The following is a 15,764-nucleotide window of genomic DNA, read 5'->3' as shown; positions in this document are numbered from 1 at the left end:
AAATATTCTAAATGGAGTGGTTATGGGGTTTTTAGGTCGTTTTCCTTTACGCAAAATAGTTGAAAAATACCAGGTGACGCATTTGGTTGAAACTGGGTATGGTATTGGTAACTCATGTCGTATGGCATTGTCGGCAGGTTTTCACCATGCGTTGTCCTGTGAGATATATCAGCGATTGTATGAAAAAGCACTACAAGAAAAAAATGAAAATATTACAGTTTGTCCGGATGATAGCTTATCATTTCTGAACTCGGAAGCGGTCAATGATATTTTGAGGAGCCGCCGTAGTCTCATTTTTCTGGATGCTCATTATCCTGGTTCAGATTACTGCAATGAACACTATCGCAGTGACGAATGGGATAAAGATATTCGCTTGCCACTAATTAACGAGTTGCGAATTCTGGAAGGCAAAATTGATAATGCGATCGTTATTATTGATGATTGCAGAATATATTTGAAAGACTTTGCCGTGACAAGTGGTACTTTACCAGAATATGCCGATCATGGGTTTGATCGTGCTAATGAATTTATTGGACTATTAGAGAGTTTTGCCGATACACACTCCTTGCACTGGTATCCTGAAGATACTGGATACGCAGTTTTATGGCCTCATAGTTTAGCTGGTGAAGCGATTAAACCACTCATTTTACCTGGGGATGTTACCAGTAAGTTTCTGATTAACCGGGGCGTTGTGGGGACGACCAGTATGTCTGTAAATCGTCGACTTATGGATGCAAGGTTTACTTCTCGTTGGTTTGTTGGCGCTGGTTTGGATATAGGTGGAGGACCGGACAGTATTGGGATTTACCACTCGCTTTTCCCTCTAATGAGAACGGTGACGGTCTATGACTTACCGCAAGGTGATGCCCAATACTTAGATAATGTTAGTGATGATAGTTTTGATTTTGTGTATTCTGCACACTGTCTGGAACATGTGGTTGACCCGTTCATTGCTATCAATAACTGGATGCGAGTGCTTAAACCAAATGGTCATCTCATTATTACTGTTCCTGACGAAGATATGTATGAACAAAAAGTATGGCCATCGACTTTTAATACCGATCACAAGCATACTTTCAGTATCTTCAAGAAAAGTAGTTGGTCACCGGTATCGATAAATGTATTGGAATTGATTCAGACGATAACCGCAAATCATGACGTTCAGAAAATTGAATTACTAAATCATAGCTATTTGTCTGGTCTCCCTCGGTTTGATCAAACTCGCACACCATTTGCGGAAAGTGGTATCGAGATTGTTATAAAAAAACGACCACAATAAAATTAAAACCACCGGTTTAACGGTGGTTTTATCGCCAATTCATATCAGAAATTTAGCTAAAAAGTTTTCTCTGTAGACTATGTAATAGCGTATTACTGTGGGCATTCTCTGTTTCCGTAAGCAAAGCGGCGACCTCCTGAGCCGCCCGTTTCCCCGCCTGACCATCCCTAAACGCATCGCAATAATGGTGGCGAATCTCCTCCAGTGGCGCTTCCAGCGCAGCCCAGTCAAATGCGGATGACAGGGCGTGGCGCAACGTCTGTATATCCTGTGCCACCGGGAGAACATCGCGAATACGCTGATCAGCGCTGTCAGGAGTAGAGAAACTTTGTTGACCATCGAGCAGCAAGGGCATCTCTGGCCAGCTCAGTAAAATGACGCGTTTATTCATATGAATGGCGTCAAAAATAAAGCCGCTGCTGTCTGTCAGGACGTAATCCGCCTGCGCGATAAGCGCCAGCAGATGCTGTGGATCGTCAATTCGGTTTTTTAAATAGCGCTGCGCCAGCGCCAGAGAGGCGGCTTCTTCCGGTCTGTGCAGGGTGCCATGATGTAGTTTGGTGACGACATTGTATTCATGACTTAACCGGCTGAGCTGTTCCGCCCAGTGAGGGAGAGAGCTTAGCGCGCCATAGGTTGGCGCATACAGGATGGTCTGCTTTTTCGCATTCAGCTTCAGGCTGTTGGGCAGCGCAGTATCGTAAGTGTGATTATGCCACTCATCGAAACGGGGATTGCCCACCACTTTGGCGCTGCCACCGATATCAAGCGCGTGCTGGCTATAGTGGCTGTAACACAGGATGCGGTGATAAAAGGCGTTCCACCAGGCATGATTCCACTCTTCTTTCGCCAGGCCATACAGGGTGCGTACATGGGTATCCGCCAGCCCGTTCAGCAGTGGCGTGTAGTAAGGGCTGACCAGGCACCGGAAGCGCTGACGGTTCTCAATGACCGCTGAAAGACGCGTACCGCCGAGCGCAGGGTCGTTGATGGCTTTAATCGTCGCGGTCATCTCATCCAGAAACGATTTAGGTATTTTGTCACTGACCAGCAGCGAGCAGGTATGGCCCATCGCCTGAAGCGCGGTAATGATAGGGCGGTAGACCGCGTAGTGCAGCGAGGTTTCCATATAGAAGCCAATGGCATCTATCTGAGTGGATGCCGTAGGAAGCGGGTTGCTTACCAGCGTGCTGACGGTGGCGGGCTTCTTATTGATTTTGTTGAAGTAGTAGCCGATGTTATCGGTTTCTTTATTCTCAATATCGCTGTATCCCGCGCGCTGATAGCAGATGCTCGGATAACAGGAGAGCCATTTCCCTTCACGCAGCAGCGGCTGCCATTGCCCTTCGAGCGTATCTGAGAGGTCATGCTCCATCTGCTGAACCAGCACCGGGTAATAGCTGCTGTTGACCAGATAGGCGCAAACCTTATTGCAGTCGCGGGCATGGATCATGCCATTGAGGCTTTTGAGTTCGCGGCCTTGTTTAATTTCCCCGCCGAGGATAACCACTTCCCACGGAAAGCCAGGCAACGCGTTCAGAAGCGAGTTGAGTACCCGGATATGCTTATCCTGCTTCAGGATCACGCTATCGTCTTCAAGTAGCAGGTAGTTTTTCCAGCCGTTACGCTGTGCCAGTTGCAGCGCCTGCAGATGGGACTGGCGGCGACCAGCCTGGCCGTTAGTGGCAACGGATGCTGCAAGGCGGGTGATCTTTTGCGTCGGGAAATTGAGAAACGCCAGCTCTTGCTGGATGTGGGCTAAACGATCCGGGCGTGAGTCCAGATTCACGATCACCACCTGATCGATGTAATCCCACTGGATCGGCTGATGATGGGTGGCGTTATGCAGACTTTGATACCAGTTTTTCAGCATCGGGTCTGTAATCGCCTGTGCCAGCGAGGTTTCCAGCGGCTCGCTGCTGCCCAGCACAAAGTCTTTATCGAACGTATTTTGACTGTGCGAGATACAAATAATGGTGCGCTCGCCCGGCAATTGCAGCGGGTTTGCGGTGAATTGATTAGTGAATCCTTCCTCTTCGCCTAAGTTACATTCATCATCGTAACGGTGCTTTTTTAAATAATTGCGGTGGTAGCAAAAGGTGCCGTTGAGAATGTTCTGCGGGCCAAAGCTGCGGCTTTTGAACACGCGGTTGATATGGCTATACCAGATGGGGATCTGATCGGAACCTGAAATCAACGCCCGGTGGCGCTGCATCATGTCGATGGTGTAGGAGATCTTATCCGCCGGATAATAATCATCGTCATCCATACAGAGAATATATTCGCCTAACGCCAGCGCATTGAGCATGTTGCGCTTTTTTCCCAGCGTCAGTTTTTCCGCATGGTAGATATAACGAATATTGAATTTCTCCGGGTGATTCTGCGTCAGCCTGTCAATGATTGACTGATGGCTTTGTGGGGAATCATCCAGGATCACCAGCTCCCGGCGGTCGGCAGGGTAGTCCTGATAGCGGAACATATACAGCAAATAGGGTAAGAAAGCGCCGCGGTTCCACGTGGGGGTAATGACGCTGACAAACGGTTTTTCGCGGCCAGTGTCGAGCGTTTTAACGATGCCGGTCAGGGCGGAACGTGCTTTGGAGGATTCAGACATGGTGATGTGTATTCGCGATTCGAAAAAGGACCGGGTATGCACCCGGCCAACAGGCGCTAACGTGTGATCAGGGAAAACGCCGAGAGCAGAGGATCTCCCGGCAGCATATCCAGAATATGCAGACGCAACGAGCGGGCATTCTCGCTGTTGCGCCACGCTTCAAACAGCGCGAAAAGGGCGTAGATTTCGTCATGGCTCAGCGTGGAATCATCCATTGTCCACAGGCAAAATAGGGTGCGAAGCATAAAGATGTCAGCCACCAGCCAGAAGAAGCGCTGCAGCGCGCTTTCACTCTCGTGCTGCGGGAAGGTATCGTGATACAGGCGATAAATCAGATAGTTACTGAATATCCATGCGTCATGGGCAAAGTAGCGCTCATAGGTATTTAACCACTGATCCTGCAACTGCTGCTGAAGCATAGCTTCACTGTTTGCATCCTGGAGCATCAGCAGACTTACCTGCAGAGGTAAGGTCAGCTTGCGCGTGCTTTCCGGCAACAGATCCCAATTGAACTCACAACTGCCCATTTGGGTGATCAGCTCCCGCTGCAGTTGGGGCAGGCTGGGCAGTTGCACGAACTGCTCCTGCAGTTTTCCGCTTTGCGCGTGGGCGGCCAGAACCTGCGGCAGCGAGGCCAGTTTTTCAAGCATAGGATCGCTGTCGCCAGGGCATTTCTCGGAAAAAGAGAGCATGATGCCCAGCGCATACAAGCGCAGTTCCGGTGACAAACCGGGGAGCGTGATGGTATGCAGAGCAGATTGATTAAGTACCTGATCGCGTGGAGATAACGCCGGGCTGTCCGCATCGGCTGCACATTGCGAGGTATGCAGCACAAAGGCGTTGGGATCGCCTAACGCAGCCTGACAGCTGGCCGGATCGGTTAATACCAGACTCTGACGTACTTCCGTTTTCCAGCGCATTTCGGCCAGTAAAGCGGAATCCGGATGGTGGGATAAAAACAACCGGACAAAGTCAGGTTCATAACAATCAATCATACTCATAATGTGTTCTCAGCAATCCCTAAATTCAAAATCTGGCTACATCATTGCAATATCCATGCCTGAATTTTTATTGTATTTATATCAATTAGTTAGGGTGTGCGCGGAAAGTCGTTTTCCGCGTCAGGGAAGGAAGGTTTAGCGCTGGTAAATAAAATCCGGCTCGGTGCCTAAAAAAGTCTGAATAAATTCATACTGGCGGATCAGCAACTCGCCGTTTTTTTCGTTGTACGCCTTGCAGCGTTTCGCTTTTTGCTCAAGGCTCTGCCACCAACCCTCTGCGGCACTTTTTTGTAAGCCTGGCAACCAGCTAAATACCTGTTCCATCCCTGCACGATCAACGCTTACGCCCAGCAATTGCAGGATTGAGCGGCGCTGCTGGCTGCTGTTATTCAACTGCTCATAATGCTGTTGAATCGTCTCATTGACCGCCAACAGCTCTTCACTGGCGCGACGGATCATGCACAGACGTTGTTGTTCTAACTGATGTCTGAGCGCGTCATATCGCGTCCCGTCCTCCCGGATACCCTGAAGCAGCGTTTTCACCTGCTGTAGCCTGGTACTCACAATTTTGGCCTCTTATTTCTGGAAAAAGCTGAGCATGTCACCAGCCAGTTGCTGGGTATCAACCTGCATGTCGCCTGCGGCCAGCATGGCCTGCATTTGCGCCACTTTGTCGTAATCAACGTCGCTTTGCGGATCGCTGTTCAGCGTTTGCTGCGCCGTTTGCAATCCCGCCTGAGTAATATCGTCGGCGGAAAGCGTCGCGGCGCTGGAGGTAGTGGTCTGCGTGCTGCTCTTGTCTGAACGCGTCTGCCCGGTTGTAGATGCAGGGCGATCGCCTGGCAGAGTCGGGGTAATTTTCATAGCAACCTCGTACATATTTCGTTGGGTTGGTTATCTGTTATTGGCTAAAAGCGACGGTAAGAGAGGAAAACTTTAATCCCATCACAAAAAATCCCTTCACTGCTCGGCCGTCAGCGTGGTGACCACGCCGATATCGTCCACCATCCCGCTAATGATCCGCTGGCTGCTGCTGTTGCGAATTTTTATCACATCCCCTTTGCGCCCGTTCTTCAACGCCACGCCCGGCATCGAGGCGGTAATTCCGGCCGTATGGGAGACGATCATCACCGGTTGGTCGCGTTTGACCAGCACCGGTTGAACCAGTTCGCTCCGGGTAATCGGTTTGCCCGGTTGCAGGGCGCGCTTGCTGGTGAGACCAATCGCCTCATCCATATTTGTCATTAACCCTTCCCGCTGGTTGCTGATATTGAATTTTTTAAGCTGCAGGTCGTTGACCGTAATTACCGTATCTCGGGCAATCAACGACTTTGGCATCACTACCGGCACCGACACGTCGGGGCGTACCGCAACGTTAAATTGCCAGCCCGCGCTGCCCGGACAACTCACCACAAAGTTCATTCGCGTCAGGGCCATTCCTGGGGATGTGCTGGAGGTGATCTGGGGCGCTGTTGCGCATAGCGCGCTGGTGCTCACCGTTGAGGGAATATAGACGTTGAACGTGTAGCGATAGTCCTGCCACTGCTGTTTTTTCGCCAGCGCGTCAATTTCATGACCGGCGGCAGTTATGACCCGCGCGTTGATCTGTTCCCGGGCGCTGTGCTGAATGGGATGGACGGCGGCATGTGCGGGTAAGACACAGCATAACGCCAGCATTATTTCCGCGGCAAAGGGGAAAGAAGGCTTCCTTATGTCGAAGGGGAATTTCATAAAGTCATTTCTCATCAATCACTTAAAAGTTGGCATACATATTGCTAATAACAGCGATATCTACGCAGGAGTGATGTAAGAAATGGGAATCAGTTTTCAGCAGGCATTGGGTGTACATCCGCAGGCAGTGAAGTTACGTCTTGAGAGGACCGAGCTACTGACTGCGAATCTGGCAAACGTCGATACACCAAATTTCAAAGCTAAAGATATTGATTTTGCCGCTGAGATGCAACGGGCAAGTCGCACAAATGTGCTGCCCGAGGCTGACGTGAAATACCGTGTGCCGATGCAGCCCTCAGAGGATGGCAATACCGTAGAGCTGAATACCGAGCAGGCCCGGTTTTCACAAAATAGTATGGATTATCAAAGCAGTCTGACCTTTTTGAACCTGCAACTTAGCGGTATCAAAGAGGCCATCGAAGGGAAATAACCATGTCGTTTACTGATATTTACCAGATTTCCGGCTCGGCGATGACGGCGCAAACCATCCGTCTGAATACCGTTGCCAGCAACATGGCGAATGCGGAATCTCCCGCCAGCAGCGAGGCGCAGGCCTATAAGGCGCGCAGCCCGGTTTTTGCCGCGGTTTACCACAATAGCCTGATGGGTGGGCATAACCGCCATGCCATTGATGGTGCCAGCGTACAGGTACAGGACGTCATGCAAAGCGGCGGGGCGGTGAAGCGTTATGAGCCACACCATCCGATGGCGGACCAGAACGGTTTCGTCTGGTATCCGGATGTCAATGTGGTCGAGCAAATGGCCGACATGATGTCCGCCTCACGTGATTTTGAAACCGACGTTGATGTGCTGAATAACGTCAAAAGTATGCAGCAAAGCTTACTCAAACTGGGAGAAGTGTAATGAATACCCTGACTCTGTATGCCCAATCTCAGGCGCAGGCTCCTTCTTCGGAGAATACGGCGGTGGCTGAAAATAACGTCGGCGCCACGGCGCAAAGCAGCAATCTGGGAGACAGCAGTTCTTCCTCAACGTCGTCAACAACGAATACCAGCGGGACAAGCGGTACTCCAACCACGACAACGTCCACCGAAACGTCCGCGGTTGATACGTTTTTGACGCTGTTCGTGGCTGAAATTGAAAACCAGGACCCGACCGATCCAACCGATCCTACGGCCTATATCGATCAGCTCGCCTCCATGGCGCAGGTTGCCATGATGGAAGAGATGAGCGTTGAGGCAAACACTAACGCCGTACTGATGAGCAACATTCAGGTGATGGCGCTGGGGAATATGGTCGGCGACGACATCATGGTGCAAACCACCTCGCTGGATATCGAAGACAACAGCAAAGAAATCCAGGGACGCGTGACGCTGGATGACAGTTGTACCGATGTGGATCTGCACTTTACCGATGAAGCCGGTGATGACTACACCGTGTCGCTGATCCCGGAAGGTGGAACCTCCGTCGGGCCCGGCCAGGTGGATTTCGACATCAATCCTGCGGATTACGGCATCCCGCCGGGCGATTACAGCGTATCCGTGGTGACCAATACCGGAGAAGAGGAAGTGCCGATTGAGGTGACCGGAACGGTGGAAGATGTGCGTATTCCGCTCGATGGCAGCACGCCGGTGCTCAACGTTGACGGCGTTGGCGAAGTGCCTTTCACCATGATCACCCAGTTTGGCGTACCGGACGGCACTGATGACATCACGCCGCCGGATACTGACGACGGCGGCGATAACGCCGACAGCAACACCGTGATCTGATCTCGTTTACATTACAGGAAGAAACAATGAGTTATGAAATTGCAGCGACGGGACTGAACGCCGTCAACGAACAGCTTGATGGCATCAGTAACAACATCGCAAACTCCGGGACGGTCGGGTATAAATCGATGACCACCCAGTTCTCCGCCATGTATGCCGGAACGCAGGCGATGGGCGTGAGCGTGGCGGGTTCGGCACAAAGCATCTCCACCGGCGGCTCTATGGTTTCAACCGGTAATGCGCTGGATCTGGCGATCAACGACGATGGTTTTTTTGTGATGTGCGACAGCGCCGGGAACATCTCCTATACCCGCGCGGGTTCCTTCGTGACGGACAAAAACGGCTATATCGTCAATGCGTCCGGCGATTACCTGCAGGGCTATCCGGTTGATGACAGCGGCACGCTGCAAACCGGTACCGTTACCGATATCCAGATTAAAACCGGCAACATCCCGGCGCAGGCCACAGACAGCATGACCTTCACGGCAAACTTTGACGCCAGTGATGAAACAATCGATCGCGCAACCGTGCCGTTTGATGCCAACAACAGCGATACCTACACCGACAGCTACACCACCACCGTGTATGACTCGCTGGGTAATGAGCACTCGGTTAGCCAGTACTTTACTAAAACGGCGGATAACACCTGGGAAGTGCAATACACCTTTGATGGTGAAGCGCAGAGCGGTGTACCGCCGACTACGCTGACCTTCGACCCAAATACCGGCAAGCTGACGGCTCCAACCACGCCGCAAACCATCACCTTCACCACCGATGAAGCCGCACCGATTTCAATGACGATTGACTACTCCGATTGTACTCAGTACGGCTCTGATTTCTCGGTCACCACCAATTCCGCGACCGGATACGCATCGGCAACGCAAAACGGCGTGCAGGTGGATGACGACGGTAAAGTGTACGCCACCTACAGCAACGGTGAGCGCATGCTGCAGGGCCAGGTTGTACTCGCCACCTTCCCGGATGAGAACGGACTGGAAGCAGTGAGCGGTACTGCCTGGGTACAGACGGGCGAATCCGGTACGCCGCTGATAGGTACGCCTGGCTCCGGCTCCTGCGGCACGCTCTCCTCCGGCATGCTCGAAAGCTCTAACGTGGATATCACCAACGAACTGGTCAATCTCATGACCGCCCAGCGTAACTACCAGGCGAACACCAAAGTGATTTCCACCAGTACGCAGCTGGATCAGGCTCTCTTCCAGGCGATGTAAGGCTAAGAAATGGATCGGTTGATTTATACCGCGCTGAGCGGCGCCACCCAGACGTTGCAAGAGCAGCAAATTAGCGCCAACAACCTCGCCAACGTCAACACCAATGGTTTTCGCGCGGATATGGCGATGGCGAGTAATGACAAAGTGAAGGGCGGTGGTTTTGATACGCGTTTTATGGCGAAGGAAAGCCCCAGCGGCGTCAATGACAGCACCGGCGTGGCGGAAAAAACCGAGCGCCCGCTGGACGTCGCCATTCAGGGGACGGGCTATATCGCCGTGCAGGATAAAGCCGGAAACGAGGTCTATACCCGCAACGGCAATATTCAGCAAGACGATCAGGGTCAGCTGACCATCGACGGTAACGTGGTGCTCGGAGATAACGGCCCGATTATTTTGCCGCCGAACGCGATTGCCTCTTTCGGCAGCGACGGCACGCTCTCGGTTACACCTGACGACGGTGATGTTACCGCCACGATGGATATCGATCGGCTGAAGCTGGTGGATATCCCGGTCGCCAATCTGGCGAAAAACAGCGAGGGAATGCTGGTGACGGCGGATGGCTTACCGGCCCAGCGCGATGAAAACATCAAAGTAAGCGGCGGCTTTCTGGAAGGCAGTAACGTGTCTGCGGTAAGCGAAATGATGTCGTCCATTGCGATGAACCGCCAGTTTGAAGCGCAAATCAAGATGATGAAAACCGCTGAAGATCTCAGCGACTCCGGCAACAGGCTGCTACGCGGCTCCTGAGTCGTAGCCTTTAATCAGGGATAAAGTTTTATGAACGCAGCGTTATGGATCAGTAAAACCGGCCTGTCGGCGCAGGATGCTGAGATGAGTGCGATTGCCAACAACATCGCCAACGTCAACACCACGGGCTTTAAGCGTGACCGCGTGATGTTCCAGGATCTGTTTTATCAGACTCAGGAAGCACCGGGCGCCATGCTCGATCAAAACAACATCATGCCGACCGGAATGCAGTTCGGTAGCGGTGTGCGCATCGTTGGAACCCAAAAAACCTTCACCGAAGGGAATGTGGAAACCACCGATAATGCGATGAACGTGGCCATCATGGGGCAGGGGTTCTGGCAGGTGCAAAAGGCCAACGGGGATATTGCGTATACCCGTGACGGCAATATGCAGATTAACGCCGACGGCGTGCTAACCAACGCCCAGGGCTTGCCGCTGCAACCGGAAATTGATGTTCCCGCTGGCGCGACCAACGTGGCATTTGGCGAAGATGGCACCGTGACGGCGATCCTGCCCGGCGACAGCGATCCGACCGAACTGGGGCAACTGACGCTGGTGAACTTCGCCAACCCGGCGGGGCTTTCAGCCGAAGGCGACAACCTGTATCTGGAAACGGTAGCCAGCGGTCAACCGACGGAAGGTATTCCGGGGGAAGATGGTCTGGGCACCTTGCAGGACAGCGCGCTGGAAGGCTCGAATGTGGATATTGTCAACGAAATGGTGGCGATGATTAACGTGCAGCGCGCCTATGAGATGAACGCCAAAATGGTCTCTGCGGCAGACGATATGCTGCAGTTTATTAGTCAGACGCTGTAATTCAAGAATGTGAAATGCCGGATAACGGCTTCGCCTTATCCGGCAAATTTAAAGTAAACAGGCAGAACGTGAAAAATTATCTCTGGCTGGTGGTACTGCTGTCCCTGTTAAGCGGGTGCGAATCGCAGGCCCTCCTGGTCAAAAAAAATGACGAATTCTTTGCTCCTCCCAAAACCGAGTTGCCGCCAACGGCGGATGGTCGCGCGGGAGGGGTGTTCGAAACGGGTTACAAGTGGTCGCTGACGGCAGACCGCCGCGCCTATCGGGTGGGCGACATCCTGACCGTGATGCTGGAAGAATCCACCCAGTCGAGCAAACAGGCGAAAACCAATTTCGGCAAGAACAATACCGTTGATATCGGTGCACCGACTCTTTTTGGGCATACCAAAGATAATCTTTCCGCTTCCGTGGACGCCAATCGCGACTTCAACGGGACGGCGACCTCGCAGCAGCAAAACAGTTTGCGTGGCGAAATTACGGTGTCGGTGCACTCGGTACAGTCGAACGGCATTCTGGAAATTCGCGGTGAAAAATGGCTCACCCTCAACCAGGGGGATGAGTACATTCGCCTGAGTGGTCTGGTACGTGCCGATGATATTCAAAACGACAACTCCGTCTCATCGCAGCGTATTGCCGATGCGCGTATCTCCTATGCGGGCCGTGGCGCATTGAGCGATGCCAATGCGGCGGGCTGGCTGACGCGTCTGTTTAACCATCCTCTCTTCCCGATCTAATGCAGGATTTTAATATGCAACACATAAGCGGGCGCTGGATGAAGGCGTTAAATGGCATCGTTATCGCCCTGAGCCTGGTGCTGCCCGGCACTACGCAGGCGCAATCTCTGGAGTCGCTGGTCAACGTCCAGGGGATCAGGGAAAACCAACTTGTTGGCTACAGCCTGGTGGTGGGGCTGGACGGAACCGGGGATAAAAACCAGGTCAAATTCACGAACCAAACTATTACCAACATGCTGCGCCAGTTCGGGGTACAACTGCCGGGTAAAATCGATCCGAAGGTGAAAAACGTCGCGGCGGTAGCGGTCAGCGCGATGCTGCCGCCAATGTACTCGCGTGGGCAGACCATTGATGTCACGGTCTCGTCGATTGGCGATGCCAAAAGCCTGCGCGGCGGTACGTTATTGCTCACCCAGCTACACGGCGCAGATGGGGAGGTTTATGCCCTTGCACAAGGGAGCGTGGTGGTGGGTGGGATGAACGCGACCGGGGCTAGCGGCTCCAGCGTGACCGTGAATACCCCCACAGCCGGACTGATACCGAATGGCGCGTCGGTCGAACGTGAAATTCCCAGCGATTTCCAGATGGGTGACACCATTACGCTTAATCTGAAACGTCCCTCCTTTAAAGATGCCAATAACATTGCGGCGGCGATCAACGCTTCGTTTGGCGGCATTGCTACGGCACAAAGCTCGACCAACGTCAGCGTCCGCGCGCCAACCAGCCCAGGCGCGCGCGTTGCCTTTATGTCTCAGTTAGATGACGTCCAGGTTCAGGCAGAAAAAGTACGCGCCCGCGTGGTGTTTAACTCGCGTACCGGTACGGTGGTGATGGGGGATGGCATTGCCCTGCACGCGGCGGCGGTATCGCATGGCAGCCTGACGGTTTCCATCAATGAAAGCAGCAACGTCAGCCAGCCGAATGCCTTTGCCGGTGGTCGTACGGCGGTGACGCCGCAGAGCAATATTTCGGTGAATCACGCCCGACCGGGGATGATTACGCTGCCTGAATCCAGCAGCCTGAAAACGCTGGTTAATGCGCTCAACAGTCTCGGGGCCACGCCGGACGACATTATGTCCATTTTACAGGCCCTGCATGAAGCCGGGGCGCTGGATGCCGATCTGGAGGTCATTTAATGGCCGACATCAAAGTGAATCATAGCGGGGGCATTGACGGTAGCGATGCGTTAATGGGCCCGAAAATTAAAGATAACGATTTGCAGAAAGCCGCCCAGCAGTTTGAAGCCATTTTCTTACGCAACATGCTGAAAGAAATGCGTAAAACCAATGAGATCTTCGACTCCAAAGATAACCCGTTTAACAGCGACTCGGTGCGCATGATGCAGGGGTTTTACGACGATCAGTTATGTAACAGCCTGGCCCAGCAGCACGGTATTGGGATTGCGGCGATGATCGTTAAACAGCTCTCCCCGCATCACAAAGGATAAAGGTTGCGCGGCGGCTTAAGAACTGAGGTTTTTTCGCCGCTTTTAATCGGCAAGGTTGTTAACGACAGACCGGGGAACTGACCGGCGAGGACTCTTTGATGGACATGATTAACATTGGCTACAGCGGCGCATCTACTGCGCAGGTGGAGCTTAACGTAACGGCGCAAAACACGGCGAACGCCATGACCGACGGTTATACCCGGCAGGTGGCTGTCACCAGTACTATTGGCGCAAGCTCAGGCTCGGCGAACAGTGCGGGTAACGGTGTGCAGGTGGACAGTATTCGCCGGGTATCCAACCAGTATCAGGTGAACCAGGTCTGGTATGCCGCCAGCGATTACGGCTATTACAACACCCAGCAGACGTATTTAACTCAGCTGGAAACCGTGCTCAGCGATGATAACAGCAGCCTGAGCGGCGGCTTTGACAACTTTTTTGCCGCGCTAAACGCAGCTACCACCAGTCCGGATGACTCTGCTCTGCGTGAGCAGGTGATCAGCGAGTCCGGCGCGCTGGCGCTGCGCGTGGATAACACCCTCGATTATATCGATTCGCAAAGCAGTGAAATCGTTAGTCAGGAGCAGGCGATGGTGGCGCAGGTGAATACGCTTACCAGCGGTATTGCCAGCTACAACCAGCAGATCACTGAAGCCGAAGCCAACGGGGATAACGCGTCTGCGCTCTACGATGCCCGCGACCAGATGGTGGAAGAACTGAGCGGCATTATGGATGTTCAGGTCAATATTGATGATGAAGGTAACTACAACGTCACGCTGCAAAACGGTCAGCCGTTGGTGAGCGGGCAAGAGAGTTCCACCCTCGAACTGGAGACCAACGCCGACGGCACGCAGAGCATGTCGCTGACGTTCGCCGGAACCACGTCATCCATGAACACCGATACCGGCGGCTCGCTGGGCGCGCTGTTTGATTATCAGAATGAGGTACTGACGCCACTGACGGGGACGATTAACAGCATGGCAGAGCAGTTTGCCGATGCGGTTAACACCCAACTGGCGCAGGGCTACGACCTGAACGGAAATCCCGGCGAGCCGCTGTTTATTTATGACGAAAACTCCTCGGATGGCCCGCTGGAAGTGAACCCCGATATCACCGCCGATGAGCTGGCGTTTTCCAGTTCGCCGGATGAAAGCGGCAACAGCGATAACCTGCAGGCGCTGATCAACCTCTCAACCGAACCGTTAGATATCGAGGGGCTTGGTAGCGTAACCGTGGGCGAAGCCTGTTCATCAATCATCAGTAACATCGGTATTTACAGCCAGCAAAACCAGACGGAAGCGCAAGCGGCAGCGAACGTGTACTCCGAAGCACAGAACCAGCAGAGCAGCGTCAGCGGCGTCAGCATGGATGAAGAAGCGGTGAACCTCATTACCTACCAGCAAATTTACGAGGCCAACCTCAAAGTTATCTCAACGGGCGCAGATATTTTCGACTCTGTGCTGGAAATGTGTAGTTAATCTGGAGGGCTATTATCATGCGCGTGTCTACCCAACAATCCTATGTGTCTATGGCGCAGAGTTTTAACGACCTTTCCAGCGATCTTTCCCACGTTGTCACGCAGATGGCGACAGGGAAAAGTATTCTGCTGCCGTCAGACGATCCTATCGCTGCGACACGAATCACCCAGCTTAACCGCCAGCAATCGGCTCTCGATCAGTATCAAACTAATATTGATTCCGCCTCGGCGGGGATGAGCCAGCAGGAGTCTATTCTGGATGGCGTGAATAACGATCTGTTAGCGATTCGCGACGATCTGCTGGAGGCCGCCAACGGCACCAACACCGCCGAGTCGTTATCCAGCCTGGGGCAGGATATTCAGTCGATGACCGAAGCGATGGTCTCGGCGCTGAATTATCAGGATGAAGACGGTCACTATGTGTTTGGCGGGACGGTGAACGATCAACCGCCCATTGTCGCGGTTGATGAGGACGGTGACGGGGTGACCGACAGTTATACCTATCAGGGTAACGACGATCATCGCCAGACCACGGTGTCCAATGGCGTTGAGGTTGATACCAATGTGGCAGTCAGCGATTTCTTCGGCGATAGCCTCGACGTTCTGAACACTCTGACGTCGCTGTCGAAAGAGTTACAGGATCCGTCGGTTGACCCTGCCGATCCACAGGTGCAAAGCGATATTCAAAATGCCATTGATACGGTGGATGTGGCCTCTGACGCGCTCAACGCCTCTATAGCCACCATTGGTGAAACGCAGAATACGATGAGCATGCTGAGCAGTGCTCAGACGGATATCACTACCTCCAACGATCAGCTTATCAGTCAGCTGAGCGATCTGGATTATGGCCCAGCCTCCATTACCTTTACCGGTCTGGAAATGGCGATGGAAGCCACTTTAAAAACCTACTCCAAAGTGAGTGAGTTAAACCTTTTCAGTGTGATTTAACAGTTAGCAGTAGC

17 protein-coding genes are annotated in these 15,764 nt (G+C 52.8%); 12 read left to right on the top strand and 5 right to left on the bottom strand.

The annotated features are described in order from the left end of the window. Positions 1-22: 22 nt before the first annotated feature. The gene (locus tag HV345_RS18675) at positions 23-1,279 is read left to right on the top strand and encodes a class I SAM-dependent methyltransferase (protein ID WP_181635913.1); all 1,257 of its coding nucleotides are present in this window, start codon (positions 23-25) and stop codon (positions 1,277-1,279) included. 52 nt (positions 1,280-1,331) lie between these two features. On the opposite strand, the gene HV345_RS18670 is transcribed toward HV345_RS18675, so the two are convergent. The 5 genes from HV345_RS18670 to flgA form a co-directional block, all read right to left on the bottom strand. Continuing rightward, positions 1,332-3,893: a glycosyltransferase gene (locus tag HV345_RS18670; protein WP_181635912.1), complete on the bottom strand. Its 2,562-nt coding sequence runs from the start codon at positions 3,891-3,893 to the stop codon at positions 1,332-1,334. Between the two features lie 56 nt (positions 3,894-3,949). Beyond that, positions 3,950-4,894: a hypothetical protein gene (locus tag HV345_RS18665; protein ID WP_019076083.1), complete on the bottom strand. Its 945-nt coding sequence runs from the start codon at positions 4,892-4,894 to the stop codon at positions 3,950-3,952. A gap of 135 nt (positions 4,895-5,029) precedes the next feature. Further along, entirely contained in the window at positions 5,030-5,458 is a 429-nt protein-coding gene (flgN, locus tag HV345_RS18660; RefSeq protein ID WP_046275405.1) for a flagellar protein FlgN, read from the bottom strand. A 12-nt stretch (positions 5,459-5,470) separates the two neighbouring features. After that, positions 5,471-5,758: a flagellar biosynthesis anti-sigma factor FlgM gene (gene flgM, locus HV345_RS18655; RefSeq protein ID WP_016151838.1), complete on the bottom strand. Its 288-nt coding sequence runs from the start codon at positions 5,756-5,758 to the stop codon at positions 5,471-5,473. Between the two features lie 96 nt (positions 5,759-5,854). After that, positions 5,855-6,625, bottom strand: coding sequence for a flagellar basal body P-ring formation chaperone FlgA (gene flgA, locus HV345_RS18650; RefSeq protein WP_095715135.1), 771 nt, complete (start codon positions 6,623-6,625; stop codon positions 5,855-5,857). Positions 6,626-6,707: 82 nt separating this feature from the next. On the opposite strand from flgA, the gene flgB reads away from it, so the two are divergent. The 11 genes from flgB to flgL all read left to right on the top strand — a co-directional run bounded on the left by flgB (position 6,708) and on the right by flgL (position 15,750). After that, entirely contained in the window at positions 6,708-7,055 is a 348-nt protein-coding gene (gene flgB, locus HV345_RS18645) for a flagellar basal body rod protein FlgB (RefSeq protein WP_016151840.1), read from the top strand. Between the two features lie 2 nt (positions 7,056-7,057). Beyond that, positions 7,058-7,489, top strand: coding sequence for a flagellar basal body rod protein FlgC (gene flgC, locus HV345_RS18640; protein WP_016151841.1), 432 nt, complete (start codon positions 7,058-7,060; stop codon positions 7,487-7,489). After that, a complete protein-coding gene (locus HV345_RS18635; protein ID WP_181635911.1) occupies positions 7,489-8,355 on the top strand; it encodes a flagellar hook capping FlgD N-terminal domain-containing protein in 867 nt (288 codons plus the stop codon). Before flgC ends, HV345_RS18635 begins: the two co-directional genes overlap by 1 nt. Positions 8,356-8,381: 26 nt before the next feature. Next, complete coding sequence (flgE, locus tag HV345_RS18630) at positions 8,382-9,584, top strand: flagellar hook protein FlgE (protein WP_019076087.1); 1,203 nt, start codon at positions 8,382-8,384, stop codon at positions 9,582-9,584. Positions 9,585-9,593: 9 nt separating this feature from the next. After that, entirely contained in the window at positions 9,594-10,331 is a 738-nt protein-coding gene (locus HV345_RS18625) for a flagellar basal body rod protein FlgF (protein ID WP_137379574.1), read from the top strand. A 30-nt stretch (positions 10,332-10,361) separates the two neighbouring features. After that, the gene (gene flgG / locus HV345_RS18620) at positions 10,362-11,147 is read left to right on the top strand and encodes a flagellar basal-body rod protein FlgG (protein WP_181635910.1); all 786 of its coding nucleotides are present in this window, start codon (positions 10,362-10,364) and stop codon (positions 11,145-11,147) included. A 68-nt stretch (positions 11,148-11,215) separates the two neighbouring features. After that, entirely contained in the window at positions 11,216-11,881 is a 666-nt protein-coding gene (flgH, locus tag HV345_RS18615) for a flagellar basal body L-ring protein FlgH (RefSeq protein ID WP_049040809.1), read from the top strand. Between the two features lie 14 nt (positions 11,882-11,895). Next, the gene (locus HV345_RS18610; protein WP_016151847.1) at positions 11,896-13,017 is read left to right on the top strand and encodes a flagellar basal body P-ring protein FlgI; all 1,122 of its coding nucleotides are present in this window, start codon (positions 11,896-11,898) and stop codon (positions 13,015-13,017) included. Positions 13,018-13,025: 8 nt separating this feature from the next. Then, a complete protein-coding gene (locus HV345_RS18605; RefSeq protein ID WP_029139422.1) occupies positions 13,026-13,328 on the top strand; it encodes a rod-binding protein in 303 nt (100 codons plus the stop codon). Positions 13,329-13,426: 98 nt separating this feature from the next. Further along, the gene (flgK, locus tag HV345_RS18600) at positions 13,427-14,803 is read left to right on the top strand and encodes a flagellar hook-associated protein FlgK (RefSeq protein WP_047357628.1); all 1,377 of its coding nucleotides are present in this window, start codon (positions 13,427-13,429) and stop codon (positions 14,801-14,803) included. Between the two features lie 17 nt (positions 14,804-14,820). After that, a complete protein-coding gene (gene flgL, locus HV345_RS18595) occupies positions 14,821-15,750 on the top strand; it encodes a flagellar hook-associated protein FlgL (RefSeq protein WP_181635909.1) in 930 nt (309 codons plus the stop codon). The last annotated feature ends 14 nt before the right edge of the window (positions 15,751-15,764 follow it).

The sequence above is a fragment of the Citrobacter sp. RHBSTW-00986 genome (assembly GCF_013783065.1).
Taxonomy (GTDB): domain Bacteria; phylum Pseudomonadota; class Gammaproteobacteria; order Enterobacterales; family Enterobacteriaceae; genus Citrobacter; species Citrobacter braakii.
Note: the sequence above shows the minus strand (reverse complement) of the source record. Positions and strands in the feature narration are given on the sequence as shown.